This window comes from Streptomyces sp. NPDC050388 (assembly GCF_040655635.1).
Lineage (GTDB): Bacteria > Actinomycetota > Actinomycetes > Streptomycetales > Streptomycetaceae > Streptomyces.
The window spans coordinates 52,694-77,303 of the sequence record NZ_JBFAKH010000019.1; the positions used below are offsets into that span (position 1 = coordinate 52,694).

General features: G+C 72.8%; 29 protein-coding genes. 7 read left to right on the forward strand and 22 right to left on the reverse strand.

Features of this window, described 5'->3' with window-relative positions; all coding sequences use genetic code 11:
* The first annotated feature begins 2 nt into the window (after positions 1-2).
* Complete coding sequence (locus AB0I73_RS13585; protein ID WP_363036853.1) at positions 3-776, forward strand: MBL fold metallo-hydrolase; 774 nt, start codon at positions 3-5, stop codon at positions 774-776.
* Between the two features lie 92 nt (positions 777-868).
* Positions 869-1,474 carry a VTT domain-containing protein gene (locus AB0I73_RS13590; RefSeq protein ID WP_363036959.1) on the forward strand — a complete coding sequence of 202 codons (606 nt, stop codon included), beginning with the start codon at positions 869-871 and terminating at the stop codon, positions 1,472-1,474.
* A 44-nt stretch (positions 1,475-1,518) separates the two neighbouring features.
* Here the strand turns inward: AB0I73_RS13590 and AB0I73_RS13595 are convergent, their stop codons facing one another.
* The 3 genes from AB0I73_RS13595 to AB0I73_RS13605 all read right to left on the reverse strand — a co-directional run bounded on the left by AB0I73_RS13595 (position 1,519) and on the right by AB0I73_RS13605 (position 4,006).
* Entirely contained in the window at positions 1,519-2,751 is a 1,233-nt protein-coding gene (locus AB0I73_RS13595) for an aminotransferase class I/II-fold pyridoxal phosphate-dependent enzyme (RefSeq protein ID WP_363036855.1), read from the reverse strand.
* Positions 2,752-2,871: 120 nt separating this feature from the next.
* Entirely contained in the window at positions 2,872-3,660 is a 789-nt protein-coding gene (locus AB0I73_RS13600) for a hypothetical protein (protein ID WP_363036857.1), read from the reverse strand.
* 193 nt (positions 3,661-3,853) lie between these two features.
* A complete protein-coding gene (locus AB0I73_RS13605; RefSeq protein ID WP_181383325.1) occupies positions 3,854-4,006 on the reverse strand; it encodes a hypothetical protein in 153 nt (50 codons plus the stop codon).
* A 171-nt stretch (positions 4,007-4,177) separates the two neighbouring features.
* On the opposite strand from AB0I73_RS13605, the gene AB0I73_RS13610 reads away from it, so the two are divergent.
* Positions 4,178-4,570 carry a DUF2795 domain-containing protein gene (locus tag AB0I73_RS13610; protein ID WP_363036859.1) on the forward strand — a complete coding sequence of 131 codons (393 nt, stop codon included), beginning with the start codon at positions 4,178-4,180 and terminating at the stop codon, positions 4,568-4,570.
* 73 nt (positions 4,571-4,643) lie between these two features.
* Positions 4,644-5,186 (forward strand): type 1 glutamine amidotransferase domain-containing protein, encoded by a 543-nt coding sequence (locus AB0I73_RS13615; RefSeq protein WP_363036861.1) that lies wholly within the window; start codon positions 4,644-4,646, stop codon positions 5,184-5,186.
* Between the two features lie 66 nt (positions 5,187-5,252).
* Here AB0I73_RS13615 and AB0I73_RS13620 read toward each other — a convergent pair whose 3' ends face one another.
* Together AB0I73_RS13620 and AB0I73_RS13625 are read right to left on the reverse strand one after the other, a co-directional pair.
* The gene (locus tag AB0I73_RS13620) at positions 5,253-5,510 is read right to left on the reverse strand and encodes a DUF6158 family protein (protein WP_363036961.1); all 258 of its coding nucleotides are present in this window, start codon (positions 5,508-5,510) and stop codon (positions 5,253-5,255) included.
* Positions 5,511-5,655: 145 nt separating this feature from the next.
* Positions 5,656-7,275 carry an ATP-binding cassette domain-containing protein gene (locus AB0I73_RS13625; RefSeq protein ID WP_363036863.1) on the reverse strand — a complete coding sequence of 540 codons (1,620 nt, stop codon included), beginning with the start codon at positions 7,273-7,275 and terminating at the stop codon, positions 5,656-5,658.
* 206 nt (positions 7,276-7,481) lie between these two features.
* Between AB0I73_RS13625 and AB0I73_RS13630 the strand changes: the two genes are divergently transcribed.
* Positions 7,482-8,303, forward strand: coding sequence for a methyltransferase domain-containing protein (locus tag AB0I73_RS13630; protein WP_363036865.1), 822 nt, complete (start codon positions 7,482-7,484; stop codon positions 8,301-8,303).
* Between the two features lie 42 nt (positions 8,304-8,345).
* The gene (locus tag AB0I73_RS13635; protein ID WP_109376312.1) at positions 8,346-8,516 is read left to right on the forward strand and encodes a hydrophobic protein; all 171 of its coding nucleotides are present in this window, start codon (positions 8,346-8,348) and stop codon (positions 8,514-8,516) included.
* 51 nt (positions 8,517-8,567) lie between these two features.
* Here AB0I73_RS13635 and AB0I73_RS13640 read toward each other — a convergent pair whose 3' ends face one another.
* From AB0I73_RS13640 to AB0I73_RS13700, 13 genes are all read right to left on the reverse strand, one after another.
* On the reverse strand, positions 8,568-8,825 hold the full coding sequence (locus AB0I73_RS13640) for a gas vesicle protein K (RefSeq protein ID WP_109376648.1): 258 nt from the start codon (positions 8,823-8,825) through the stop codon (positions 8,568-8,570).
* Positions 8,826-8,902: 77 nt separating this feature from the next.
* Complete coding sequence (locus AB0I73_RS13645; protein WP_055570463.1) at positions 8,903-9,091, reverse strand: gas vesicle protein; 189 nt, start codon at positions 9,089-9,091, stop codon at positions 8,903-8,905.
* Positions 9,088-9,897: a GvpL/GvpF family gas vesicle protein gene (locus AB0I73_RS13650; protein ID WP_363036868.1), complete on the reverse strand. Its 810-nt coding sequence runs from the start codon at positions 9,895-9,897 to the stop codon at positions 9,088-9,090. The genes AB0I73_RS13645 and AB0I73_RS13650 overlap by 4 nt, the downstream gene beginning before the upstream one ends.
* Complete coding sequence (gene gvpJ / locus AB0I73_RS13655; protein WP_363036870.1) at positions 9,894-10,346, reverse strand: gas vesicle protein GvpJ; 453 nt, start codon at positions 10,344-10,346, stop codon at positions 9,894-9,896. Before gvpJ ends, AB0I73_RS13650 begins: the two co-directional genes overlap by 4 nt.
* Entirely contained in the window at positions 10,343-11,482 is a 1,140-nt protein-coding gene (locus AB0I73_RS13660; protein WP_363036872.1) for an SRPBCC family protein, read from the reverse strand. The genes gvpJ and AB0I73_RS13660 overlap by 4 nt, the downstream gene beginning before the upstream one ends.
* A complete protein-coding gene (locus AB0I73_RS13665; protein WP_363036874.1) occupies positions 11,479-12,087 on the reverse strand; it encodes a DNA primase in 609 nt (202 codons plus the stop codon). The genes AB0I73_RS13660 and AB0I73_RS13665 overlap by 4 nt, the downstream gene beginning before the upstream one ends.
* Complete coding sequence (locus tag AB0I73_RS13670) at positions 12,084-12,347, reverse strand: gas vesicle protein GvpG (RefSeq protein WP_109376308.1); 264 nt, start codon at positions 12,345-12,347, stop codon at positions 12,084-12,086. Before AB0I73_RS13670 ends, AB0I73_RS13665 begins: the two co-directional genes overlap by 4 nt.
* 4 nt (positions 12,348-12,351) lie before the next feature.
* The gene (locus AB0I73_RS13675; RefSeq protein WP_363036876.1) at positions 12,352-13,125 is read right to left on the reverse strand and encodes a GvpL/GvpF family gas vesicle protein; all 774 of its coding nucleotides are present in this window, start codon (positions 13,123-13,125) and stop codon (positions 12,352-12,354) included.
* Complete coding sequence (locus tag AB0I73_RS13680; protein ID WP_109376306.1) at positions 13,122-13,556, reverse strand: gas vesicle structural protein GvpA; 435 nt, start codon at positions 13,554-13,556, stop codon at positions 13,122-13,124. Before AB0I73_RS13680 ends, AB0I73_RS13675 begins: the two co-directional genes overlap by 4 nt.
* 58 nt (positions 13,557-13,614) lie before the next feature.
* The gene (locus AB0I73_RS13685) at positions 13,615-13,986 is read right to left on the reverse strand and encodes a gas vesicle protein (protein WP_363036878.1); all 372 of its coding nucleotides are present in this window, start codon (positions 13,984-13,986) and stop codon (positions 13,615-13,617) included.
* 104 nt (positions 13,987-14,090) lie between these two features.
* Positions 14,091-15,026 carry a non-homologous end-joining DNA ligase gene (ligD, locus tag AB0I73_RS13690; RefSeq protein WP_363036880.1) on the reverse strand — a complete coding sequence of 312 codons (936 nt, stop codon included), beginning with the start codon at positions 15,024-15,026 and terminating at the stop codon, positions 14,091-14,093.
* A 29-nt stretch (positions 15,027-15,055) separates the two neighbouring features.
* Positions 15,056-16,903, reverse strand: coding sequence for a transketolase (locus AB0I73_RS13695; RefSeq protein ID WP_363036882.1), 1,848 nt, complete (start codon positions 16,901-16,903; stop codon positions 15,056-15,058).
* Entirely contained in the window at positions 16,900-18,474 is a 1,575-nt protein-coding gene (locus AB0I73_RS13700; RefSeq protein ID WP_363036884.1) for an FAD-dependent oxidoreductase, read from the reverse strand. The genes AB0I73_RS13695 and AB0I73_RS13700 overlap by 4 nt, the downstream gene beginning before the upstream one ends.
* 131 nt (positions 18,475-18,605) lie before the next feature.
* On the opposite strand from AB0I73_RS13700, the gene AB0I73_RS13705 reads away from it, so the two are divergent.
* The gene (locus AB0I73_RS13705) at positions 18,606-18,959 is read left to right on the forward strand and encodes a VOC family protein (protein WP_363036886.1); all 354 of its coding nucleotides are present in this window, start codon (positions 18,606-18,608) and stop codon (positions 18,957-18,959) included.
* Positions 18,960-18,968: 9 nt separating this feature from the next.
* Here the strand turns inward: AB0I73_RS13705 and AB0I73_RS13710 are convergent, their stop codons facing one another.
* The 4 genes from AB0I73_RS13710 to AB0I73_RS13725 all read right to left on the reverse strand — a co-directional run bounded on the left by AB0I73_RS13710 (position 18,969) and on the right by AB0I73_RS13725 (position 24,609).
* Positions 18,969-20,951 (reverse strand): DUF5107 domain-containing protein, encoded by a 1,983-nt coding sequence (locus tag AB0I73_RS13710; RefSeq protein ID WP_363036888.1) that lies wholly within the window; start codon positions 20,949-20,951, stop codon positions 18,969-18,971.
* 77 nt (positions 20,952-21,028) lie between these two features.
* Complete coding sequence (locus AB0I73_RS13715; protein ID WP_363036890.1) at positions 21,029-21,580, reverse strand: GNAT family protein; 552 nt, start codon at positions 21,578-21,580, stop codon at positions 21,029-21,031.
* A 78-nt stretch (positions 21,581-21,658) separates the two neighbouring features.
* The gene (locus AB0I73_RS13720) at positions 21,659-22,594 is read right to left on the reverse strand and encodes an LD-carboxypeptidase (RefSeq protein WP_363036892.1); all 936 of its coding nucleotides are present in this window, start codon (positions 22,592-22,594) and stop codon (positions 21,659-21,661) included.
* Complete coding sequence (locus AB0I73_RS13725) at positions 22,591-24,609, reverse strand: prolyl oligopeptidase family serine peptidase (RefSeq protein WP_363036894.1); 2,019 nt, start codon at positions 24,607-24,609, stop codon at positions 22,591-22,593. The genes AB0I73_RS13720 and AB0I73_RS13725 overlap by 4 nt, the downstream gene beginning before the upstream one ends.
* Position 24,610: the final 1 nt, after the last annotated feature.

Sequence of the window (24,610 nt, forward strand, 5' to 3'; positions counted from 1 at the left end):
AGGTGCCGGTGGAGATCACCTGGTGGGGGCACGCCACCTGCACGATCGAGGACTCGCACACCCGCGTGCTCACCGATCCCCTGTTCGCCCGCCGCCTCGCGCATCTGCGGCGGCGGCGCGGTGCCGTGCCACCGCCGGGCGCCCGGCACGCGGACGTGGCGCTGGTCTCCCATCTGCACGCCGATCATCTGCATCTGCCCTCGCTGGCGCTGCTCGCCCCGGGCACGCGCCTGCTCGTGCCCCTGGGCGCACGCCGTGCGGTGCCGGGGCTGCGCCGGCTCACGCACCTCGAGGTGAGCGAGGTGGCACCCGGCGACGTGCTGACGGTCGGCGGCCTGGCCGTACGGGCCGTGACCGCCCGGCACGACGGGCGGCGGCTGCCGCTCGGACCGCACCGCTCCCCCGCGCTCGGCTACGTCGTGGAGGGCGAGGCGCGCACGTACTTCGCGGGCGACACCGGCCTGTTCGACACGATGGCCAAGGAGGTCGGGCCGGTCGACGTGGCGCTGCTGCCGGTGGGCGGCTGGGGCCCGTACCTCGGTGAGGGGCACCTGGACGCAGCGCGCGCGGCCGAGGCGCTGGCCCGGCTCGAGGCGCGCAGCGCGGTGCCGGTGCACTACGGCACGTACTGGCCGATCGGCATGGACGCCGTGCGTCCGCACGAGTTCCACTCGCCGGGCGACGAATTCGTACGGCGGGCGGCCCAGCAGGCTCCCGGGGTGCCGGTGCACCGGCTGGGGCACGGGGAGAGGGTGCGTCTGGGAGGCCCGTGGTGATTCTGCCCGCCGCCCTGATACAGGCGGCCGGTGCGCCCGTGTCGGCCCTGGCCTCGTTGGCCGCTCTGGTCGCCCCTGTCGCCCCTGTCTCGGTGTTCACCGCGCCGACGACCGTGGTTCCGGAGTCCACCCAGCAGGCGATCGGGTATCCCTCGCTGTTCCTGCTGGTGCTGATCGGGGCGCTGGTGCCGGTGGTGCCGACGGGGGTGCTCGTGAGTTCGGCGTCGGTGGTCGCCTTCCACCGGACGGCGCCGCTCTCGATGGTGCTGGTGTTCGCGACGGCGTCCCTGGCCGCGTTCCTCGGGGACGTCGCCCTGTACTGGCTGGGGCGGCGCGGGATGCGGTCGCGGAACGGTTCGCGCTGGCTGGAGGCGATCCGGGCGCGGGCGCCGGAGGACCGGCTGGCGCAGGCACAGACCAAGCTCGCCGAGCACGACGTGACGGTGCTGGTGCTGTCCCGGCTGATTCCGGCGGGGCGCCTTCCGGTGATGCTGGCCTGCCTGATCGCCGAGTGGCCCTTGCGCCGCTTCGTCCGCGGCAACCTGCCGGCCTGCCTGGCCTGGGCGTTGACGTACCAGTTGATCGGTGTCCTCGGCGGCTCGCTGTTCGAGGAGCCCTGGCAGGGCGTGCTCGCGGCGGTCGTCCTGACCGTCCTGATCAGCGCGGCCCCGAGCCTGTGGCGGCACCTGCGGGGCTGATCACCACCGGCCGGAGCCTCCCGGGGCCCGCGGGGGAGGGGCTCTTATCGCCGGGCTTCGTCGCGGAGGTCGTCGAAGACCGTCCTCAGGTGGTCCACCGCACGTCGCACGTGCGGAAGTTCCAGCGGCTCGGACGCGGCGAGGCATTCCGCTCGCCGCTCGGCGGTGTCGCCGAGCAGGGGCGCGGTGGACAGCCGTACGCGCGGCGCCTCGAGGTCGTCGCCGAAGCGGTGGCCGCCCGGCGCGGGCATGCCGAGCCGCCCGGTGAGGAAGTCCTCCAGTTCCTGGGCATCGCCGACACCGTGCGCGGTGAGTGCGGGGGCCAGTGGCGTGAGGTCGACGTAGAGGTGCCGTCCGGCCTGCGGGGGGCGGGCCAGAGCTCCCGCGGCGACGACCGCGTCCCGCGCGGCGGCGGCCACGCGGGCGTGCAGGCGTACGGCGGCGGCCGTCCGCGCGGTGACCGGTTCCGGCTCGGTCAGCGCGTAGGCCACCGCGACGGCGACCGGGGCGGCCACCCGCGCGTCGAGCGCGGTCAGTACGTCGAGCACGCGCGCGTGGAGCGCGCCACCGTCCGCGCCCGCCGGGAAGCGGCCGATCGCGGCGGGCCAGCCGGACGGGAGCAGGGCGCCCGCCAGGTCGGTGACCACGGTGACGTGTTCGGGCAGCATCTCGGCGGGGCTGAGCAGCACGGTCTCGCGCGGTGCGTGCAGGGTGTCCCGCCAGGTCTCGTCGCTGACCAGGTGCAGCCCCTCGGCGACGGCGGCCTCGATGGTCTCGTGCAGCAGTTCGGGCGGGGCGACGGTGGCGGTGGGGTCGTCGGCGACGGAGATCACCAGAAGACGCGGGTCACCGCCCTCGGCGCGCACCCGCCGCACGGTCTCCAGCAGGGCGTACGGATCGGGGACGCCGCCGCTCTCGGGGGGCGTCGGCACGTAGAAGGCGGGGCGGCCGAGCAGCCGGGCCTCGGGGGCCCACCAGGCGGCGCAGGGCCGGGGTACCAGTACGTCCCCGCCGACGGCCGCGGTGAGCGCCATGAGGAGGGCGGGCGCGCCGGGGGCGACGGCCACCCGGTCGGGGGCGGCGGGCAGACCGCGCCGGTCGCCGTGGCCGCACGCGGCGTCCAGCAGGGCGGGGCCGCCGCCGACCGGCTCGGCCTGCGCGCAGGACGCGGCGGCGGCGAGGACGGCGGAGAGTTCGGGCAGGACGGGCAGCCCGTCCTCGGGCAGTGCCGGTCCGAAGCGGACAGGGCCGTGCCCTCCGGGGTCCGTCCGCCGCATACGCACCTCCGCGCAGTGTCTGGTGCCCCGGCGCGCCCACGGGGGTCACCCGAGTCGGTCACCCTGGTCAGTACCCACGGTGCCACTTCGCGCGGGCGACCGCGGGCCGCTCGGGGAACATCAGCGGCCCGTACGCGCGGTCCTGTCGCGGTACAGCCGGTGGGCGGCGGCGCCGAACGCGCCCGCGATCAGCAGGCCGCCCGCGGCCAGGGCGGGAACGGAGTCGTTGAACCCGCCGCCCGTGCCGGCGTGGACACCGCCCGGGACCGCCGTGCCGTCGCAGTCGGCGCGCTCGCGTTCGGGGCAGCGCGAGGACGGGGGCGAGGGAGAGGGAGAGGTCGCGCCGGAACCGCCGGGGTGGCGGGCGACGGTGAAGGAAGCGCTCCACGGCTTGCCCTTCTTCCCGGGCGCGGCAGGACATGTGCCCTCGACGGTCCGCGCGGAGTCCTCGCCGGCGGGGTCTGCCTCGGAAACCGCGGAGAGCGGATCGATGTCGTAGAGCGGGTCGGCCTCGCCCAGGGGGTCGGTCTCCTCCGAAGGGCCGGTCTTCCCCGGCGGATCGGGTTCGTCGAACGGGTCGCCGCCCGGGCCCCCGGCACCCCCGGCAGCCCGGATGTTCGCGGTGCCCCGGTAGGCCGGGCCGGACTCCTCCTCGTCGGAGCCGGTCACCTTCTTCAGTTCGACGCCCTTGTCGAAGGCTTCCGAGATCGCCTCGATGGTCTCCGGCGGGCGGCCGTCGACCGGATCACAGAGGACCGAGACGGTGACGGTGCCGCCCGGGGCCGGCCTGCCCGGACTGACCTCGGCGGACGGATCCGCGAGCGCAGCCGCGAACGCAGTCGGTGCGAGCGCGCCGAGCACGGTGCCGGTGACGGCGGCGAGAGACAGGGCGCGGGCGGTGCGGGACATGGTGCGGGCTCCTTCGGGCGACGGACGGGGCACGGTGGTCCCGTTCGCAGAAGTCGCGCCCCGCACCCATCCCAGCCCGTCGGCCGCGGCACCGCGCGCGGCCGGCCGCCATTGGTGGGGCGGGCACATCCGAGTGGGTGAAAGGCCGGGCACCCGGCGCGCCCCGGGCCCGGTCGGTCGGTCGGTCGATCGATCAACGACTGCCGGCAACGCCCCTGTCGTGAGGCGCGGGGAGACCGTCCGGATCCTGTTCCTGCATGCCGGGCAGCACGAGGTCCTCGTAGCGGCCCAGCATCAGCAGTACGCCGAGCATGAGTATCGGAATGAGCACGGCAAGCACCGCCATGGCCGGTCCTTTCGCAGGAGGCGCGGGGGGTGGGAGACCGGGTCTCCCGTCGTTCACCGGCCAAACCCGGCGGTGCCCGGCACACGACGGTGACGATCCGCCCGCCGAACCCCGTGTCGGTGTCCGCCGGCCGGGTACGCGGTGCACACCCCGAGCCATCTGGAGAGAGACATGCAGCGAGGCAGTGACCGGCTGAGCGTTCACCGCGACGACGAGATGAAGCACGAACTGCAGGGTCTGCTCAGGTCAGGGCACCCCACCCGGACCGAGGAGTGGAACGACCCGGAGCCGTTCGCCGAGGACGACCCCGCGGTCGCGCACGGCCCGGTGACGCCGAACCGCGGGCCGACGTCACTGGAGTCGGTGCGCCTGGAGCTGGCCAGGATCCTGAGCCGGGGGTCGTTCCCCGCCGGCCCGCGCGAGCTGATGCGCACCCTGGACCGGCGGCACGCGCCCGACACCCTCGTCGAGGCGCTGGGCCGGCTGCCGCGACAGGCGCGCTACAACAGCGTCCAGGAGCTGGCAGAGGCACTGATGCGGTCCCGGGAAGCGGGCAGCCCGTAGCCGGTCGGTCCGGACGAACCCGATCGTGAACCCGAACGTCTTGCACGAAATACACGAAAGGACACGGTCCCCCATGCGTATCGCATTCCTCGTCGCGCCCGAAGGCGTCGAGCAGGTCGAGCTGACCGAGCCGTGGGAGGCGGCCGTCGGCGCCGGTCACGAACCCGTGCTCGTGTCGACCCGCCCGGGCGAGATCCAGGCGTTCAACCACCTCGACAAGGCGGACACCTTCCCGGTGCAGGAGGTCGTCGGCGACACGTCCGCCGACTCCTTCGGCGGGCTGGTGCTGCCGGGCGGGGTGGCCAATCCGGACCTGCTGCGCACGGACGAGAAGGCCGTGGCGTTCGTCCGGGACTTCTTCGAACAGGGGCGGCCCGTCGCCGCGATCTGTCACGCGCCCTGGACCCTCATCGAGGCGGACGTGGTCCGCGGGAGGGAGCTGACCAGCTGGCCGAGCCTGCGGACCGACCTCCGTAACGCCGGCGCCACCTGGGTCGACGAGCAGGTGAAGATCTGCGACCACGAGTCCGCCAAGCTGGTCACCAGCCGCAAGCCGGACGACCTCAAGGCGTTCTGTGAGACGTACCTGGAGGTGTTCGCCGCGGAAGCGGCCTGAACGACCTGCACGACCTGCACGAGCCGGGACCCGCGCCCCGCGGGTCCCGGCTCTTCGTCGGGTCCGTCAGGTGCCCGGGTTCGCGGGTGTCGCCCTGTCCGCGCAGTTCCGCTCCCGGGCCCCCTCGCGGGTGCGGCCCGCCGCCACCGGGCGGCGCGGATTGCGGCGGAGGTACTCGCCCTCCAGCTGCGCCATACGGTCGTTGTGGGCCCGCAGTGCGTCGTTGGAGCCGTACAGCAGCGTGTCGTGACGCGTGCGGTGGATGTTCTCCAGCTCCTTCATGAGCTGCTGATCGTCCAGGCGGTTCGGCTCGACTCCGGTCATCGTGATGCCCCGCTCGTCGTAGGCGTACCTGCGGTCCGGATACCCGCCCGGGGAGGCCACGGGTCCCGAGTCCCTGCACCCACTCTACGAACATCCCGGTCCACGAACATCCCGGCCCCGGGCCTCCGGGTACGGCGGCGGGCCGCTACCGGGCCCGTTCCACGCGGCGCTCGTCCCACACGGGTTCCGGGGCCTCCCGGACTCTGCCGTCGCTGCCGAAGACCAGGTAGCGGTCGAAGGAGCGGGCGAACCAGCGGTCGTGCGTGACGGCCAGCACCGTGCCCTCGAACGCCTCCAGGCCCTCCTGCAACGCCTCCGCCGACTCCAGGTCCAGGTTGTCGGTCGGCTCGTCGAGCAGCAGCGCCGTGACGCCCTGGAGTTCCAGCAGCAGGATCTGGAACCGGGCCTGCTGGCCGCCGGAGAGCCGCTCGAAGGTCTGCTCGGCCTGTCCGGTCAGTTCGTAGCGGCGCAGCCGGGACATGGCGGCGCCCCGGTCCTGGGCGTGCTCCTTCCACAGGATGTCCAGGAGCGTGCGGCCCTCCAGCTCGGGGTGTGCGTGGGTCTGCGCGAAGTGTCCGGGGACGACCCGGGCGCCGAGTCGCCAGTCGCCCGTGTGCGTCACGTCGTCACCGGCGAGCAGACGCAGGAAGTGCGATTTGCCGGAGCCGTTGGAGCCGAGGACGGCGACCCGCTCGCCGTAGAAGACCTCCAGGTCGAACGGTTTCATCAGGCCGGTGAGTTCGAGCTGCTCGCAGGTGACCGCGCGTACTCCGGTACGGCCGCCCTTCAGGCGCATCCTGATGTCCTGCTCGCGCGGCGGCTCCGGCGGCGGTCCGGCCTCCTCGAACTTGCGCAGCCGGGTCTGGGCCGCCTGGTACCGGGACGCCATGTCGGGACTGACGGAGGCGGCCTGCCGGAGGTTCAGCACCAGCTTCTTCAACTGGGCGTGCTTCTCGTCCCAGCGTCTGCGCAGTTCCTCGAAGCGGGCGAAGCGCTCACGTCGGGCGTCGTGGTACGTGGCGAAGCCCCCTCCGTGCACCCAGGCGTCGGCGCCGGTGGGGCCCGGTTCGAGGGAGACGATGCGCTGGGCGACGCGGGCGAGGAGTTCGCGGTCGTGGGAGACGAACAGCACGGTCTTGCGGGTCTGTGCGAGCCGTTCCTCCAGCCAGCGCTTGCCGGGCACGTCGAGGTAGTTGTCGGGCTCGTCGAGGAGCAGGACCTCCTCGGTGCCGCGCAGCAGCGCTTCGAGGACCAGGCGTTTCTGCTCGCCGCCGGAAAGGGTGCGTACCTGGCGCCACTGCGCCTTGTCGTACGGGACGCCGAGCGCGGCCGTCGTACACACGTCCCACAGCGTCTCGGCCTCGTAGCCGCGTGCCTCGCCCCAGTCCGCGAGGGCCTGTGCGTAGCCCAGCTGAGCAGCCTCGTCGTCGACGGTGAGGAGGGCGTGCTCGGCCTTGTCGACGGCGCGGGCCGCTTCGCGGATCCGGGCCGTGGCCACGGAGACGAGGAGGTCGCGCACGGTCGTCTCGTCCCGTACGGAGCCCACGAACTGACGCATGACGCCGAGACCGCCGCTGACCGTGACGGATCCGCCGTGCGGTTTGAGCTCACCGGCGAGGAGCCGCAGGAGGGTCGTCTTGCCCGCGCCGTTGGGTCCCACGAGAGCCATGACGGCCCCTTCGCCCACCCGGAAGGACACATCGCCCAGGAGCACCCTCCCGTCAGGGAGGAAGTACTCCAGATGCGCGGCTTCGAGGTGACCCATGGGAGGCGATTGTCCGGGGCGTCGGCTCAGGTGGCAAACGGTTTTACCGGTCGGGCGGGCGGGTTCCCGCCCGACACCGGATCGTCCGGCATGTGAAACACGGGTCTCACGATGCGGCCGGAGTGCGTACCGTGACGGTCATCCCCAGGACGGGCACACCACGACGAGACCACGACGAGACCACGACGAGAAGGGACGGGCTCACCATGCCGCCATCGCGGGAGACCGCCGTCTACACCCACGGGCACCACGAGTCGGTGCTGCGGTCGCACACCTGGCGGACCGCGGCCAACTCGGCGGCGTACCTCCTCGGGGTGCTGACGCCCGGTATGCGGATCCTGGACATCGGATGCGGGCCCGGCACCATCACCGCCGACCTGGCCGGACTCGTCCCCGACGGGCACGTCACCGGCCTCGACCGGGCGCCGGGCATCCTGGAGCAGGCCGGCGCCACGGCGGCCGAGCGCGGTCTGACGAACACGGCCTTCACGGTGGGCGACGTGCACGCGCTGGACTTTCCGGACGACACGTTCAGCGTGGTGCACGCCCACCAGGTGCTCCAGCACGTGGGGGACCCGGTGCGGGCACTGCGCGAGATGAAGCGGGTGACCAGGCCCGGCGGGTTCGTCGCCGTCCGGGACGCGGACTACGCGGCGATGACCTGGTACCCCCTCTCCCCGGGCATGGACGACTGGCTGGACCTGTACCGGCGGGTGGCCCGGGCCAACGGCGGCGAACCGGACGCCGGCCGACGGCTGAAGTCCTGGGCGCTGACGGCCGGGTTCACGGACATCACCGCGACCTCGGCCACCTGGACCTACTCGACCGCCGAGGAGCGGGCCTGGTGGAGCGCCCTGTGGGCGGACCGCACGGTGGCGTCGGGCTACGCCGAGCGGGCCACCGGGCAGGGGCACGCCACCGGCGAACAACTGCGGGCCGTGGCGGCGGCTTGGCGGGAGTGGGGCACGCGGGAGGACGGATGGTTCAGCGTGCTGCACGGAGAAATTCTCTGCCGCAAGGAAGCCTGAAACGAGAATTCCGGGCAACCAGAATGGCAGGAGGTTGACACTATGGTTCCCATTCTGCTCGTTCTGCTTCTGGCCTTGATTCTTTTCGGCGCCGGTTTCGCGGTAAAGGTGCTCTGGTGGATCGCGTTGGCGGTTCTCGTCGTGTGGCTGCTGGGATTCTTCATGCGCAGCACATCGGCGAGCGGCGGCAGGGGCCGCTGGTACAAGTGGTGAGACGACAGGCCGCCCGGTGACGGGAACCCCCGTCACCGGGCGGCCAGGGACTCAGTCCCGCGGCAGCAGCGGTCCGAGCGGCCCGAGGTCCAGATTCAGGTCCTCGGGCCGCAGTCCGTAGCGGTCACGCAGTTCCGTCATCCGCTCCTCGAGCAGCATCAGGGTGAGTCCGATGCGCTCCTCCTGCTCCTCCGTCAGGTCTCCCTCGTCGAACCGGCGCACCGCCTGGCGCTCCATGAGCTGGCGCAGCAGTTCCACGACGGTGAGCACCAGTTTGACCAGGTCGCGTTCGACCGTGTCCGGCTCCAGGTCGAGCCGGTTGCGCCGGCCGCGCCCCGCGCGCCGGCCTTCGTGCGGCTCGCCGTGACGGTCGTCGGGGTCGGCCGTCAACGCGACTCCTCGAAGGGCGACGGGACGTTCGCGTTCACCGAGCTGATGAGCGCGTTGAGGTCGATACGGACCAGGTCGACGTCCGCGATGCGCAGCGTGATGTCGCCGGTGATGACGACTCCGCCGGCCAGGAGCCGGTCGAGCAGATCCACCAGGGCTATCTCCCGGCGCTCGACTACGGTCATGCCTCCTCCCCCGCGGCGGATCCCTCTCCGGCGGATCCCTCTCCGGCGGGTTCTTCCCCGGCGAACGAATAGGCCGCCCAGGGGCCGGTGAGTTCGACGCGTATCCCGGGCGTCCCGTCCTTCGTCCGTTCCACCCGTTCCACGAACTTCTCGGATTCCGATCGCGGTACGAGGTAAGCCGCGTTCAGCACATTGCGGCCCGACGCACCGGAGAGCGTGGGATTCTGCGGGGCGTGCAGCCGGGAATCCTCGGCGCAGCCGGAAAGCGTCTCGTGCAGCCGGGTCGAAAAGGCCTCAGCCTGTTGCCACAGATCGTCGTGCGATTTCGTCGCCATGCGCCGTTGACGCAGGTAGTCCCGGCCCGACGTGGGTTTTCGCGCCGGCGGGGCGGCGGTGTCCGCCGGCCGTTCCGCCTCGATGAAGACCTTCACGCCCCACTCCACCCGGCCGTCCAACCGTCCCAGTGTCCGCAGGAAGTCCTCCTCGCGCGCCTCCATCATCGTCCGTACGCCGCTGTCGTCACGGAACACGGTGCCGAGCCGCAGCGGCAGCGGCGTGGTGACGGTGGTGAGCGCGTCGATGACGCCCTGGTGGGCGCGGGCGACCGTGGTCAGCCAGTCGAGGTCCTCCAGATGCTCGCGGAAGGGCTCCTCGGCGAAGTCCGCCTCCGGCACATGGCTGACGACGGCCACCAGGTCGTGATGGGGCAGCAGCCGGGGCGGATCACCCGCCACTCCGGTCAGCTGTGCCTGGAGCGGTGTGCCGAAGGGACGGCATATGGCGTAGACGTACCGCAGTCCGGTCACGGGGCCTCCTCCTGCGGCCGGTCGGTCTCCCGGTGACGGCCGGTCTCCTGCGGCCGGTCGGTCGCCCGCTGACGGCCGGCCTCCAGCGGACGGTCTGTCTCCCGCCGACGGTCCGTGTCCAGCGAACGACCGGTCTCCAGTGGACGGTCGCCCTCCAGTGCGGCCAGCCGCTCACGCAGCTCGGCGTTCTCCCTGGCCAGTTCGGAGCGACGGGCGCGGGAGGACAGCGCCGGGTCGGTCTCCCACCAGTCGATCCCCATCTCCTTCGCCTTGTCGACGGAGGCGACGATGAGCCGCAGCTTGATGGTGAGCAGTTCGATGTCGAGCAGGTTGATGCGGATGTCGCCCGCGATGACGATGCCCTTGTCGAGCACCCGCTCGAGGATGTCGGCGAGATTGGCGCCGCCACCCTGCCCGTAGGGCTCGGGGAGCCGACGGGGCGTCGTCATCGACGGCTCCCGCCCTCGGCGTACTCGGACTCGTCCTCAGGCTCGTACTCGTCCTCGCCTTCGTCCTCTTCCTCGTAGGCGTCCTCGCCCTCGCCTTCGCCCTCGTCCTCGTAGGCGTCCTCGGCCGGTTCCTCGTCCGCGGCTTCCTCCGCTTCCTCCGCTTCGTCGTACTCGTCGCCCTCGTCGCCCTCGTACTCGTCCTCCGGCTCCTCGTCCCCGGGCGGCGCCTGTTCCTCCTCCTCGGCGACGGCGTCCTCGTGGCTGCGGACGACCTCACCGTCCTGGATCTCGCCGCGCCAGCCTTCCTCGGCCTCGCCCTTGAACGTGATGAAGCGGGCGAAGTTCTTCAGGTCGAGCCGGGCCCGGCGGCCCTGGGCGCGCCAGATGTTGCCGGTCTTCTCGAAGAAGCCCGTGGGGTAGTACTCGATGATCAGCAGGACCCGGGTGAGGTTGTCGCCGAGGCTGTGGAAGGAGACGACGCCCTTCGTCGTGCCCTTGGCCCCCTCGGAGGACCAGGCGATGCGGTCGTCGGCGATCTGCTCGGTGGTCTGCGCCTTCCAGCTGCGGTTGGACCACAGAACCTTGACGTGCCAGTCCGAGGTGGTGTCGTCGGACTTGTTGGCGCTCTTGACGCCCTTGGCGAAGGTGCTGAAGTCCTGGTACTGGGTCCACTGGTCGTAGGCCGTGCGCAGCGGGACGCCGACATCGATGTGCTCGATGATGACGGTGGGCTTCTTGCCCGCGGAGCGCTTGCGCTTGGCCTTGCCCTCGCCACCGCCGCCGCCCAGGCCCTTCAGCGCGCCCATCACGTTGTCCTTGACGCGCGAGGCACCCAGTTCGACGGCACTGCGCAGGGGGCCCTTGCCCTCGGCGAGTTTGCGTCCGCCGTCGAGTGCGAGCTTGGCGAAACCCGGACTGTTGCCCTCGGCGATGTCGGTGAGTTTGCCGGTCGTCTCGCCCAGCTTGCGGCCGACACCGGTCAGCAGGCGGGTGGCCTGGGCCGCGAGGTAGTCCTGCAGCTCCGCCTTGAGGCGGTCGGCGGCCTCGCTGTGGGCCAGGTCGGCAAGCGGGTTCTTCGCCGCCTCGCCCACTTTGTCGCGCGCGGCGGAGGTGGCCGATCCGAGTGTCTCGGTCATCGCTCACCGCCTCCCTTCGACGTGCGTGAACGGGCCCCCCGGGAGGTGGCCGTCCGCGCGGCCGCGGTCTTCTCGGCAGCCGCCTTCTTCGCCGGAGCGGCCTTCTTCGCGGGTGGTGCCTTCTTGGCGGCCTCCTTCGACGGAGCCCTCTTCGACGAGGCCTTCTTCGTCGGCCGCTCGGGTTCCGGTTCCGGCTCCCCGCCGTGCGGCTCCTCGTCCGTGGCGTCCTTGGCGTCCGTGGTGTCCGTGTCATCCATGTCGTCCCCGGCCTCGCGGTCCGGGCGGCCCGAGCCGGCCAGCTGCTCGCGCATCTCGGCGGTACGGCCGTGCAGCCTGTCGGCGAGGGAGTCGAGCTGCCGCTCGACGAGCGCCCCGGAGGCCGCCTTGCCGGCGCCGCGCAGATCACCGCGCAGCTGATCCCCGAGCTCCTTGAACTGCGGGTTCTTCTGCAGCTGCGAGGACACCAGGTCCGTGATCATCCGCGGCCCGAGGTTCAGCTTCTTGCCGGCCACCAGCCCGCCGACGGCGACCGCCGTCTTCAGTTTCTTCGTCCGTCCGAGGAGGTATCCGGCCCCTATCGCGAGGCCGAGCGCTGTCCGATTCATCGTGGTGCCGTCCCGTCCCCTGTGGCGCTGGTGCGCATCGCGGTCTCCAATCGGTCGAGGAGTTCGTCCTCCTGCCGGTCGAACTCCTCCTCGGTGATCTCTCCGGCCTCCAACTGCTCCTCGAGCCGCGCCAGTTCGGCACGGATCGCGGCGGGGTCGTAGTAGATGCGCTCCGCCTCGCGCAGCACCTGCTGGATGACCCATCCGCTGCCGCGCGCCGGGGCCAGCGGCAGCAGCAGCACTTCCGAGATCAGACCCATGTCGTCACCCCATTCCGGCGTCCGCCCCACCCGCCGCGGCGCCCGCCGGTTCGGCCGGGCCGGGCTCCACGAAGCTGTACGGGGGCAGCGGGCCGTTGAGCCGCACCTCCAGGTGCGGCATGTCCTCGCGGACGCGGTCCACGGCGGCCATGAAGTCCCCGGCCGCGTCGCGCGGCACCAGGAAGGAGACGTTGGCGAGCCAGCCCGTGGACTCGGGACCCGTGCTCACGGCGTCGGCCGCCGCTTCCAGGGCACGCTGCACGGCGACGCCGTCCTCGGCCTCCTGGGCCCTGACCGCCTCGGCGACCATCTCGCCGAGACGGATCTTGTCGTCGTAACTTCCGCCGCCGGCCTGCCGGTTGGCTTCCGCGAGAGCGCGGATCTCCGGGTTGCCGGCCATCACGCGGTGAAGTACGGCTTCCTCGTCGTGATTGGCCTTGACGTTGTACTCGACCCGGCCGTCCAGCGCCCGCAGGCGCTCCTTGTAGTGCTCGGCACGCTCGGCGAGCACGGCGGTGACGGAGTCGTCGTCGGGGGCGACGCTGCCGAACCGCATCGGCAGCACACAGCCGGCCGCGCCGACCTCGGCGAGCACGTTCTGGTGGGCGAGCAGTTCCCTGCGTTTGGGGCGCAGGTCCTCGGGGGCGTCACTGACGACGGCCGCCAGCTCGCCCTCCTTCAGGATGCGCACCGGACGTGCCGGGTCGCCCACGCCGCTCGTGTGCTCGGGGAGGGCGGGGTACGAACTCGCCGTGATGCCGTAGACGTAGGTACTCACTCCTGCTCCTCCCTCCGGCGTGCCGAGGTGCTCTTGCGGGCCCGCGGACGGGACTGGGTCTCACCCTCGGAGCTCTCGTCGCGGGCCTGCTGGAAGGCGTTGGAGATGGTCTCGGCGGCTCCGGACAGCGCCCCCTTGGACTTGCCGCGGGCGCCGGACTCGGTGACCTGGCCGACCACGTCGGGCAGGCCCGGGCTCTTGCGGGGCCCGGCCTCCAGGTCGAGTCGGTTGCACGCCTCGGCGAAGCGCAGGTAGGTGTCGACGCTGGCGACGACGACGCGGACATCGATCTTGAGGATCTCGATGCCGACCAGGGACACGCGCACGAACGCGTCGATGACGAGTCCCCTGTCCAGGACGAGCTCGAGCACGTCGTAGAGACCGCTGCTGCCGCCTCCACCACCGGACTGTTGTGCCGGTACGACTGTCATGCCGATTCTTCCTCCTTGTCTGTCTTGTCGGTGGGCGGGGGAGGTCCGGCCGGGCGGCCTACCGGCCGCCGGACCTGCGCGCGTCGGCCCGCCCTCGCTCATAGCGGCGGACCCGCCGGTAACCGATGAGCTCTCCGTCGGGTCCCAGCTCCACCTGGTAACTCGCCATCAGGCTCATCGTGTCGGGCACACGCTCGAGTTCGAGAACCTCTACTTCCAGTGCCCAGCCCTCCTCCGTCTGCTCGAAGGACGACACGGACTCGGCTTCCATACCGGTGAGCTCAGCGAGCTGCCCGCGCGCCTGGCGCAGCACCTCCATGGGGCTCGGCCGTTCGGTCGCTCTGGTGTTTTCCGTGGGCTTGCGGGATTCGTGAGCGTCCTGTGCTTCCTGTGGACGCTTGGAGTCTCCGGTGTTTCTTGCGTTCGTCATGGGCACCTCCTCCTCCGTGTGGCCGCAAGTCCCCCAGCCAAACCTCCAGGGGCTCACCCGATTGCCGCGGTCGCGCTCCGTGCCTGGTCGTCCGGCCGGACCGGTCAGCCCCGCAGCGCGTCCAGCCGTCGGCGGGCCGGTCCCAGGGCGCGGCCCCGGCGCGGCAGTCCGGCCCAGGGGTCGGTCCGCAGCTGTTCGACGGCGTCGGCGACGGTCCAGCGGCGGGCGTGCAGCCCCGGGTCGTCCAGCTGGTCCCAGGAGAGGGGGGCCGCTACGGGGGCGCCGGGCAGGGCCCGGACGGTGCCTGGCGCGACCGCGGTCTGCGCGTAGGCGTTGCGCTGCACGTCCAGGTAGAGCCGGTCGCCGCGCTCCTTCTTGCGTGCGGCGGTGGTGAGCCGGTCGGGGTGGGCGTCGGCGAGGGTGTCGGCCACCTCGCGGGCGAAGGCGCGCACGTCGTCGAATGCGTCGTCACCGTTCAGCGGCACGATCACGTGCAGTCCCCGGGAGCCGGTGGTCATCAGCGCCGCGGGCAGCCTCAGCTCGCCCAGCAGTTCCCCCAGCAGCCGTGCCACCTCCCGCACCGTCTCGAAATCGTCCTCGGCGGGGTCGAGGTCGAAGACCATCCGGTCCGGACGGTCGATCCGGTCGATCGGGGCGGCGCGGGAGAGCCAGCGGTGGAAGGTGATGCTCGCCTGGTCGACGAGGTACAGCAGGGTCGCCGTGTCGTCGCACACGGTGTGGCACACCGTGCCGCCCTCCTTGGCGACCTCGACGCGGGTGATCCATTCCGGGTAGCTCTCGGGGGTGTTCTTCTGCATGAACATGGGCCCGTCGAGGCCGTCCGGGCGCCGGTCCAGCATCAGCGGGCGGCCCCGCAGGTGCGGCAGCATGAACGGGGCGGCGGCCCGGTGGTAGTCGACGAGGTCGCCCTTGGTGTACTCCCCGGCGCCCTCGCCGCCGGGGAAGAGCACCTTCCCCGGCCGGCGGATCCGCACGGTGCGGCGGCCGGCCCGTACCGGCCGCACCCCGTCGTCGCTCACGGCGTGATCGTCTCCTTCACCCCCGTCGTTCACGGCACGATCGCCTCCTCCACCAGCAGCCGCCCGGCCGCCGCGATCGACTCGGCGTCGATGCCGGCGGCGTGCAGCTGCTCCTCGGGGGAGGCCGACCCCGGCATGTTGCGGACGGCGAGCCGCACCAGGCGCGGGACGGGCCGCCCGTCGGCGAAGGCGTCGAGGACCGCGTCCCCGAGCCCGCCCTCCGGGTGGTGGTCCTCCACCGTCACCAGACAGCCGGTCTCCTCCGCCGCCCGGCGCAACGTGTCCCGGTCGACGGGCTTGACCGAGTACAGGTCGATCACCCGTACCGCGATGCCCTCGCCCGCCAGGGCGTCCGCGGCGGCCAGGGCCTCGGGCACCGTGACGCCCGCCGCGAGCAGGGTCAGCCGGTCCCCGGCCGAGGAGCGCAGCACCTTGCTGCCGCCGACGGGGAACTCCTCGTCGGGGCCGTAGAGGACGGGGCCCTCGCCGCGCGAGGTGCGCAGGTAGCGGATGCCGTCGAGGTCCGCCATGGCGGTGACCAGGCGTGCGGTCTGGTTGGCGTCGCAGGGGTACAGCACGGTCGAACCGTGCACCGCCCGCATCATCGCCAGGTCCTCCAGACCCATCTGGCTGGGCCCGTCCTGGCCGATGGCGACGCCGGCGTGCGAGCCGACCAGGTTGATGCCGGAACCGCTGATCGACGCCATGCGGATGAAGTCGTGGGCGCGGGTGAGGAAGGCGGCGAACGTGGTCGCGTACGGCACCCAGCCGCGTGTCGCCACGCCGACCGCCGCGGCGACCATCTGCTGCTCGGCGATGTAGCACTCGACGTAGCGTTCGGGATGCTCCTTGGCGAAGAACTCCGCACGGGTGGAGTCGCCGACCTCGCCGTCCAGGGCCACGATGTCACCGCGCACGGTACCGAGGGCGGCCAGCGCCTCACCGAAGGCGTTGCGCGTCGCCACCTCCTCGCCCTCGTCCCACCGGGGCGGTTCGGCCTGCCCGGTGCGCACGGCGTGCAGCGCGCGGGCGTCGGCCGGCTCCCGCACCCTCAGGCGCAGGTCGCGCGGACCGCCGAGTTCTGCGATCGCCTCATCGGCCTCGGGCAGCGGTTTGCCGTGCAGGCCCTCGCGGTCCTGGACGGCCGCGACGCCCTTGCCCTTGAGGGTGCGGGCGAGGATCACGGTCGGCTGCCCCTTGGTGGAAGCCGCCTCGCCGTAGGCGCGGTCGACGGCGTCGACGTCGTGGCCGTCCACCTCCACGGTGTGCCAGCCGAAGGCCGCGAAACGGCGGGCGTAGGCGTCGAGGTCGTGACCGTGCCGGGTGGGCCCGCGCTGGCCGAGCCGGTTGACGTCCACGACGGCGGTGAGGTTGTCGAGGTTCTCGTACCCGGCGTGCTCGGCGGCCTCCCACACGGAGCCCTCCGCCAGTTCGCTGTCCCCGCACAGCACCCACACCCGGTAGCCGGACCGGTCGAGCCGCTTCCCGGCCAGTGCGATGCCGACGCCGACCGGCAGTCCCTGGCCGAGCGACCCGGTGGCCGTCTCGACCCAGGGCAGCCGCCTGGGCGTGGGATGTCCTTCGAGGCGGCTGCCGAGCTTGCGGAAGGTGAGCAGTTCCTCGTCGTCGATGGCCCCGGCCGCCTTGAAGGCGGCGTACAGCAGGGGCGAGGCATGTCCCTTGGAGAGGACGAAACGGTCGTTGCCGGGGTGGTCGGGGTGGTCGAAGTCGTAGCGGAAGTGGCGCGCCAGCAGGACGGCCATCAGGTCGGCCGCGGACATCGAGGACGTGGGGTGCCCGGAGCCCGCGGCGGCGGCCGCGCGGACACTGTCCACTCGCAACTGCTGTCCGAGCTCGACGAGTTCACCGGTTTTCATGAGTCTCCTTCGGCCGGACCACGGGGATCTGCGGGGTCGGCTGGGTAGTCGGTGCGCTTGACGGGGCCGGGGGAGGCGTGGGGGCCGGTGGGCGGCCGGGGGCCGGGCTGGTTCTTCGCGGGCTCACCTCCGGGCTGGTTCTTCGCGGGCTCACCTCCGGGTCGGCTCTTCGCCGCCTCCCCGCCCGGCCGGTTCCCGGCCGGCTCGGCGGTCTCGTCGCCGGACCGCTTCCGCCCCGGGCCGGACGGCACCCGGGCGAGTTCCGGGGACGCCGTGTCCAGCGGCACCGACCAGGACCGTACGAGCCCCAACTGCACCGCCTGGCGCGGCAGTACGGCGTCCAGCAGCCAGTCGGCGGCGACGCGCACCCGGTTGCCGGGCATCGCCGCGAGGTGGTAGCCGCGGGCCACCGCTCCGGCCGCCGGTCCGGACAGATTGACGCCGAACGGGTTGGCCGCCCCCTTGACGCCGCCCAGGTCCACCACGAACCCCAGCTCGCGGTGGCGGTAGGCGCGCGACTGGCCGTCACCGAGGGAGGCGGCGATGTTGTGCGCGCAGAGCTTGCCCTGCCGCCAGGCGTGCTGCGCGGTCATCGGGGTGTACTGGCCGGGCTTCTCCAGATCGGGCACCGCCGCCGCGTCACCGCAGGCGAACACCTCGGGCCGCCCCGGCACCCGCAGGTGCGGGTCCACCAGCAGCCGCCCGCGTTCCATGGACAGGCCCAGCGACTCGGCGAGCGGATCGGGCCGCACGCCCACGCACCACACCAGCGTCCTCGTGTCGACGAACTCGCCGTCGGTCAGCAGCACTCCGTCGTGCGTGGCCTCCTTCACGGAGGTCCCCATCCGTACCTCCACGCCCCGTTCGTGCAGCACCCGGTCGGCGGTGGAGGAGAGCCGTTCGTCGAGTTCGGGCAGGACGCGGTCGGCGATGTCCAGCAGCAGCCAGCGCGGTCGCATGCCCGTCCGCATGGGGTGCCTGTGCACCTGCGCGTCGCTGAACAGCTTTCCGTGCGTGGCGACTTCGGTTCCGGTGTAACCGGCTCCGACCACGACGAAGGTGCACCGGGCGGCGCAGCTCGCGGGGTCGTCGGTGACGGCCGCGAGTTCCATCTGCCGGGTCACGTGGTCGCGCAGGTACAGCGCCTCGGGCAGACCGCGGAAGCCGTGGGCGTGCTCGGCGACACCGGGGATCGGCAGCAGCTTGTTGACGCTGCCGGCGGCCAGCACCAGCCGGTCGTAGGAGAGGGTGCCGCGCTCCCCCTCGGGGTCGGTGTAGCGCACGGTCCGCTCGTCGAGGTCGATGCCGTCGGCCTCACCCAGCACCAGTCGCACGTGCGGCAGCGTGCCGGAGAGGGAGACGGTGACGCGGCGCGGTTCCAGGATGCCGGCGGCGACCTGGGGCAGCAGGGGCAGGTACAGAAAGTAGTCGGTCGGATTCAGCAGGGTGATCTCGGCCCTTCCCCGGGCGAGCCGGGACAGGGTGCGGGCCGTGCGGTATCCGGCGAAGCCGGCACCGATGATCACGATGCGGGGTCGACTCACGGTTCGCCTCCAGCGCTGTCGTCGCATGGCTCGGGAGACTTCCGCGTTTCCCTCGCCGCGGCCGCCAAACGTCCACCGGCCCGCGCCCCCCGCGCCTCCGGCGCTTTCCGGCCCCGGAAGTCCGGCATGATCCAAAGGACAGGCCCTAGGCTCGCCCCATGGAGATACTGGGTGCCACGCTGCGCGTCTGCGTCGACGACCTCGAGACCGCGATCCCCTTCTACGAACGGCTGGCGGGAGGCAAGGCGCTCCGCTTCGAACGGGCCGGTGTCCACGTGGCCGCGGTCGGCTGTTTCCTGCTGATGAGCGGCCCCGCGGCCGAACTGGACGTGCTGCGCAAGGTGGCGGCGACCATCGCGGTGCAGGACGTCGAGGAGGCCGGTCGGGTGCTCGCGGAGATGGGCGCGGACATCGTCGCGGGCCCGCTCCCCACCCCGGTGGGCCGCAACCTCATCGCACGGCACCCGGACGGGGCGGTCTACGAGTACGCGGACCGCCGCGCCACCGTCTGAGGCACGCGGTCACGGGGCGGGCCGCATCCGGAAGTCGTACCGCTGGGGCAGCGGCTCCGTGGTGAGCCGCTGCCACATCCGTCCGATCACCTCGTCCCCCTCCCGCAGGTCGGCGACCTCGAAGCCCGCGTCGAACACGGCGCGGGCCTCGTCGCGCAGGCCCTCGGCGAGCAGCAGCGCCGCCTCCACCAGGCGCAGCCGTCCGCCCGCCCGGGCCGCGGGGTCCAGCCTCCGCCACACGGACCGCGCGTCCGCGGTACGCCCCACGGCGAGCAGCGCCTCGGTCGCCTCCCGCCCGAGTGCGGCGACGACCGGCGCCCACGGCTCGGCGTCACCGCCGCCGGCGAGGCGTGGCGCCTCCCCGGCCGCGCTCCACAGGTCGTCGAAGGCCTGCCCGTAGCGGTCGGCGGCGCGCTCGGGGTTGCGGTCCTCCTGGTCGGCCACGGCGAGGCAGCGCAGGGTCGCCCAGCGACGCGTCGGCCGGGCGTCCCGCAGGCCCCGTTCCCAACTGCGCACCGCCTGTGCCCGGTCGCCGGCGTGCCACTGGGCGATGCCGAGGTGGTATTCGGTGAGAGGGGTCGCGGGAGCCGTCTCGAGCATGTCCCGCCAGTGGGTGGCTACCAGCGTCCCGCCGGGCGGCCGGCTGCCGGGCGGCTCGGGGAGGGAGCCGGCTCGCAGCAGGTGCAGCCAGGGTTCCTGGTCCGCGGTCAGTGTGCTCGCGTCGAACGGTGTACCGGGCAGCTTCCAGCCGGCACGCAGTACTTCCAGCGCGCCCCAGCCGGAGCCGGTGGCCAGCTTCTCGCCGGGCTCGGCGTCGGCGTGCGGCAGCCAGGCCGCGTGGGCCGCGTCGACCTCGGCGCGCGGCAGGGCCGCCTCCAGCCGGGTCTCCGTCTCGCTCAGTACATCGGGCCACCGTCCTGCCCACGACGGTGCGTCGAGCGGTCCGTACGCCTCCAGCCAGGTCACCTCGCTGTCGGCCTCCAGCCGGACGTGTTCGAGCTGGGTGCGGGCGAGCCCGGCCTGGATCTCGCAGTAACCGCCGGTGCCCGGCTCGGTGAGCCACTCCTGCCAGCGCCGCCCGCCGGGCCCCCTGCCCCACACGAACAGCTTCCGGCCGCGCAGCGCGTCGGTGGACGTCTGCACCAGCCCGTGGCCGTCGGCGCCCAGGGCGGCGATCCAGCGCCTGCGGTCCTCCGGCACCTCGTAGAAGTAGTCGGCGGCGTAGGTGCTGTCCGGCGGGTACGTGCGGTCGACGCCGTCGTGCTCGGGCACCGGCACCCGGCGCAGTCGCCGCTCGTAGCCGAACTGCCAGGCCTCCTCGGCGGGGGCGAGGACCCTGCACTCCTCGGGGACGGCGATGTTGGACCACCAGTAGGTCGGTACCGGCCGCTCGTGCGGGTTGCGGACGCGGACGCCGACGTACAGGAAGTCGGAGCCGTCGGGCAGCCACAGGTCTACCTGGAAGGGCAGGTCGCGCAGCCGTTCCCACTCCCACAGGCGCAGCATCTCCCCGCCGTCGGGAGCGGGCACGCGGGCGGCGTGCACGGGTGCGCAGGAGAGGGTGGTGTGGCCGGTGGCGCCGATGTTCCATTCGATGCCGCCGGAGAACCAGGCACCGTTGAGGGCGAAGTTGGCGGGCTGGAACACCGGGTTGCGGTACAGGAGTTCACGGCCGGTCGGTTTGTGGAACAGGGAGGAGACCCGGCCGCCGAGGCCGGGCAGCACGGTGGCCCGCAGCCGGTCGTTCTCGATCACCAGGGTGTCCAGCGGGCGGGGCCGGCGGCGCCGGTCGTAGCCGTCACGGACCCGTACGGGCAGCAGGCTGTGCAGGGGGGCGTAGCCGACCTGCCGGGCCATGTCGCGCGGCAGGTCCTCCTTGTCGCGGTCCTCGATGCGGTGTGCCTCGTCGAGGGGCCGCAGGGCGGGCAGGGGGTTGTCCGGGCCCAGGTGTGCGGCGGGCAGGGTCGTCGTGTCACGTCGGATCGTCGTCACGGTTACCCATGGAAGCCGTCGGCCGCCCGTCTGAACAGGGGCGGGACGCGCCGACCGGGGCGGCGGCGGGCAGGGGGTCAGCGGGGGCTGCGCATCTCCTGGGTGAGCGCCCAGCGTTCGTGGTCGCGCCAGGCCCCGTCGATGAAGAGCATGTCCGGTGAGAAGCCCTCCAGGCGGAATCCGCAGCTGCGGGCCAGGGCGATCGAGGCGGCGTTGGCGGGCTGCACGTTGATCTCCAGGCGGTGCAGCCGCATCGGCCCGAACGCGTGCCGTACGACGAGCTCCAGCCCTTCGCGCATCAGGCCGCGACCCGCCGCGTGCTCGAACACGCCGTAGCCGAGGGCACCGCTCTGGAACGCGCCGTGGACGATGTTGTTGATGTTGATGAACCCGGCGATGGAACCGTCGGCCTTCTCACAGACCAGGAAGCCGGCCTTGGCGGGGTCCCGGATCAGCTGCTCCGCGTACGCGGAGTACGCCGCGGCGTGGTCCGGCGGGAACAGCCAGGGGCGGTGCAGGTCCTTGCTCTCCCGGGCGCGGGCGGTGAACTCCGTGCTGTCCGCGTGGGTGAAGTGCCGTATCCCCACGCGGGGGCCCTCGGCGAGGTGGCGGGAGGCGGTGTGCGGCACGGTGCGACCCTACCCCGGGCACACCGGGGCCGCCGGACGTGCCCGCGCGCCGGGCGGCCGCACCCGTGCCGGACGGGATCAGCTCAGTGCCGGTTCGTCGAGTGTCAGGGTGCCCGCCTCCGCGTCGAGTTCGGCCGGGACGCCGAAGGGGATGGTGAGCGCCCCGTCGCAGTGACCGAAGCCGAACCGCTCGGCCACGGGCACACCCAGGCCGCCGAGCCGGTCGGCGAGCAGGGCCCGCACCGTCTCGTACGGCTCGCACTGCGCCCAGGAGCCGAGCAGCAGCCCCGACACCCCGTCGAACCATCCGGCCCGCAGGAGTTGGGTGAGGTACCGGTCGAGCCGGTACGGCTCCTCCCCCACGTCCTCCAGGCACAGCAGCCCGCCGCGCGCGGAGCCTCTGGCGTGCGGGGCGCCGAGGTCGGCGGCGAGCAGGGCGAGGCAGCCGCCGAGGGTGACGCCCCGCGCCCGCCCGGGGACCAGCGCGGTGCCGTCGGGGGAGGCGATGGTGCGGACGGTCTCCGGGGCGAGGAGGGTCGCCTTCAAGTGCTCCTGCGCGCGTGCGTTCTTGACGAAGTCGATGCCCGCCGCCATCGGCCCGTGCAGGGTGACCAGGCCGAGCCGGGTGGCGAACGCCTCGTGCAGGGCGGTGATGTCGCTGAACCCGACGAACACCTTCGGCCCGGCGGCCCGCATCGCCGTCCAGTCGAGGAGGTCGACCATGCGCTGCGCGCCGTAGCCGCCCCGGGCGCACATCACCACGTCCACGGCGGGGTCGCACCAGGCGGACTGCAGGTCGGCGGCCCGGTCGGCGTCCGTGCCGGCGAGGTAGTCGAAGTCGCCGTGCCGGTCCAGGACATGGGGGGCGACCACCGGGTCGAGGTCCCAGCCGCGCAGCACGTCCAGCCCGCTCTGGAGCCGCTCCTCCGGCACGGGCCCGCTGGGCGCGACGACGGCCACCCGGGCACCGGGGCCGGGCCGGGGCGGCCGCAGCAATGGCTCGACCCTGCTCATTCGGTGAGCTCCAGTACCGGCACTCCCCGCACCGACAGGTTGAACACCTGTGCGTACAGCGACAGTTCCGCCTCCAGGGCCCGCACCATGGTGTCCGTGCGCCGGAATCCGTGTCCCTCGCCCTCGAAGGTGAGGTACGCGTGCGGCACCTTCCTGCCCTTCAGCCGGGCCAGGAACCGCTCGCACTGCACGGGAGGGCAGATGACGTCGTCCAGGCCCTGGAGCAGCAGGAAGGGGGCGGTGAGCCGGTCGGCGTGCGCGGCGGGCGAGCGTTCGGCGTACCGCTCGGGGACCTCGGCGCGCGGGCCGATGAGGCTCTCGAGGTACTCGGACTCGAGGTCGTGGGTCTCCCCCGGGCCCCAGCCGGTCAGGTCGAGCACCGGGTAGAGGATGGTGCCGCAGGCGTAGACGTCGGTCGTGGTGAGGGAGGCGGCCGCGGTCCAGCCGCCGGCGCTGCCGCCGCGGATGGCGAGCCGGTCGCGGTCGGCGGTGCCCTCGTCGGCGAGGGCGAGCGCGACGGCCGCGCAGTCCTCGACGTCGACCACGCCCCACTGCTCGCGCAGCCGGTCGCGGTAGGCGCGTCCGTATCCGGTGGAGCCGCCGTAGTTGACCTCCACGACGCCGATGCCGCGTGAGGTGAAGTAGGCGATCCCCAGGTCGAGCACGAGGGGGGCCCGGCCGGTGGGCCCGCCGTGTGCCCAGATCACGTACGGCGGCAGTTGGCCGTCGGGCGCGACGCAGTCGGGGTGGTGCGGCGGGTACACGTGGGCGTGGATCTCCCGGCCGCCCGGACCGGTGAAGGTGCGGACCTGCGGGTCGGGGTAGTGGGCAGGGTCCACGGCGTCCTTGTGCGGGGCGCCGATCACCCGGGTCCTGCCGGTGCGGGTGTCCAGTTCCACCACCTCGGGGGCGCTGCGAGGTCCGGCTCCGACGGCGACGACCCGCTCGCCGTGCGCCGCGAGCGTGGGCGCGAACTCGGTCCAGGGCCCGGCGGCGTCGACGACCTCGCCCGTCTCGGGGTCGAGTATGCCGAGCGTGGTGGCGCCCCGGCCGTGCAAGACGGCGATCAGGCCGCTGTCCAGCGGGGCGAACCAGCGCGATCCCGGCTGCCACAGCGGTCCGCCGAACTCCTCCTCGCGCGGGCAGACCGGTTCGCCGTCGAGGTAGAGGTTCCACCAGCCGGTGCGGTCACTCGTGTGAAGCAGCCGGCCGTCGTGCGTCCAGTCGGCCTGGGCGATGGACTCGCCGGGGCCGCCGGCCACGGTGCGGGCGTTGTGCAGGGTGCCGTCGGGTGCGACCTCGGCGAGACGCAGTTCGGTGCCGTCCCACGGCATGCGCGGATGGTCCCAGGCCAGCCAGGCGACGCGCCGCCCGTCGGGTGACAGGCGCGGACCGGTGACGAACCGGTTCCGGTCGTCGGTGAGTTCACGGACGGCGCCGCGGTCCTCGGCGGCCGAGCCGTCCAGCGGTACGGCGGCCAGGACGCGGCGCACCTCGCTCGGTCCGTCGCCGGTGAACTCCTCCAGGACGCACCACACCTCGCCGCGGTCCGGCAGCAGCGTCGGCTCGGCCCAGCGCAGCCCCTGCCCCACCGGGGAGAGGGGGGTCAGCGGACGCGGCTCGCCGCCGGGTTCACAGCGGTGGAGGCGCTGGTCGGCGAAGTTCACGAACACCACGAGCGGGTCGTCGTCCCGGACGAACCCGGCCCAGGGCCGTCCGCCGTACTCGACGACCCGACTGCGCACGTTCCACGGCGCCGACAGCACGGACACCTCCGTGCCGCCCGCCCGTCGCCCACCACCACCCTTATCAGGAAGCGCTTCGCGCTCCACCCCCTCGTTGTGCCGACGCACCAGGGTGCGCCGGCCGCCCTCGGCGGGCCGGGGCTCGGTCCACCACACCTCGTCCCCGACGAACCCCACGAACTCGGGCTTTCCGTCGTGTGCCGCGGCCGTGGCCGCGTCGATGGGCGAGGGCCACTCGCCGTAGGGCAGGGTCTGCACCGTTTCCCCCATT

Bases quoted from the DNA above. Each gene is read 5' to 3' on its own strand.
- AB0I73_RS13595 (WP_363036855.1), bottom strand. From the start codon at position 2,751: ATGCGGCGGACGGACCCCGGAGGGCACGGCCCTGTCCGCTTCGGACCG.
- AB0I73_RS13600 (WP_363036857.1), bottom strand. From the start codon at position 3,660: ATGTCCCGCACCGCCCGCGCCCTGTCTCTCGCCGCCGTCACCGGCACC.
- AB0I73_RS13605 (WP_181383325.1), bottom strand. From the start codon at position 4,006: ATGGCGGTGCTTGCCGTGCTCATTCCGATACTCATGCTCGGCGTACTG.
- AB0I73_RS13610 (WP_363036859.1), top strand. From the start codon at position 4,178: ATGCAGCGAGGCAGTGACCGGCTGAGCGTTCACCGCGACGACGAGATG.
- AB0I73_RS13615 (WP_363036861.1), top strand. From the start codon at position 4,644: ATGCGTATCGCATTCCTCGTCGCGCCCGAAGGCGTCGAGCAGGTCGAG.
- AB0I73_RS13620 (WP_363036961.1), bottom strand. From the start codon at position 5,510: ATGACCGGAGTCGAGCCGAACCGCCTGGACGATCAGCAGCTCATGAAG.
- AB0I73_RS13625 (WP_363036863.1), bottom strand. From the start codon at position 7,275: ATGGGTCACCTCGAAGCCGCGCATCTGGAGTACTTCCTCCCTGACGGG.
- AB0I73_RS13630 (WP_363036865.1), top strand. From the start codon at position 7,482: ATGCCGCCATCGCGGGAGACCGCCGTCTACACCCACGGGCACCACGAG.
- AB0I73_RS13635 (WP_109376312.1), top strand. From the start codon at position 8,346: ATGGTTCCCATTCTGCTCGTTCTGCTTCTGGCCTTGATTCTTTTCGGC.
- AB0I73_RS13645 (WP_055570463.1), bottom strand. From the start codon at position 9,091: ATGACCGTAGTCGAGCGCCGGGAGATAGCCCTGGTGGATCTGCTCGAC.
- gvpJ (WP_363036870.1), bottom strand. From the start codon at position 10,346: ATGACGACGCCCCGTCGGCTCCCCGAGCCCTACGGGCAGGGTGGCGGC.
- AB0I73_RS13660 (WP_363036872.1), bottom strand. From the start codon at position 11,482: ATGACCGAGACACTCGGATCGGCCACCTCCGCCGCGCGCGACAAAGTG.
- AB0I73_RS13665 (WP_363036874.1), bottom strand. From the start codon at position 12,087: ATGAATCGGACAGCGCTCGGCCTCGCGATAGGGGCCGGATACCTCCTC.
- AB0I73_RS13670 (WP_109376308.1), bottom strand. From the start codon at position 12,347: ATGGGTCTGATCTCGGAAGTGCTGCTGCTGCCGCTGGCCCCGGCGCGC.
- AB0I73_RS13680 (WP_109376306.1), bottom strand. From the start codon at position 13,556: ATGACAGTCGTACCGGCACAACAGTCCGGTGGTGGAGGCGGCAGCAGC.
- AB0I73_RS13685 (WP_363036878.1), bottom strand. From the start codon at position 13,986: ATGACGAACGCAAGAAACACCGGAGACTCCAAGCGTCCACAGGAAGCA.
- AB0I73_RS13695 (WP_363036882.1), bottom strand. From the start codon at position 16,903: ATGAAAACCGGTGAACTCGTCGAGCTCGGACAGCAGTTGCGAGTGGAC.
- AB0I73_RS13700 (WP_363036884.1), bottom strand. From the start codon at position 18,474: ATGCGACGACAGCGCTGGAGGCGAACCGTGAGTCGACCCCGCATCGTG.
- AB0I73_RS13705 (WP_363036886.1), top strand. From the start codon at position 18,606: ATGGAGATACTGGGTGCCACGCTGCGCGTCTGCGTCGACGACCTCGAG.
- AB0I73_RS13720 (WP_363036892.1), bottom strand. From the start codon at position 22,594: ATGAGCAGGGTCGAGCCATTGCTGCGGCCGCCCCGGCCCGGCCCCGGT.
- AB0I73_RS13725 (WP_363036894.1), bottom strand. From the start codon at position 24,609: ATGGGGGAAACGGTGCAGACCCTGCCCTACGGCGAGTGGCCCTCGCCC.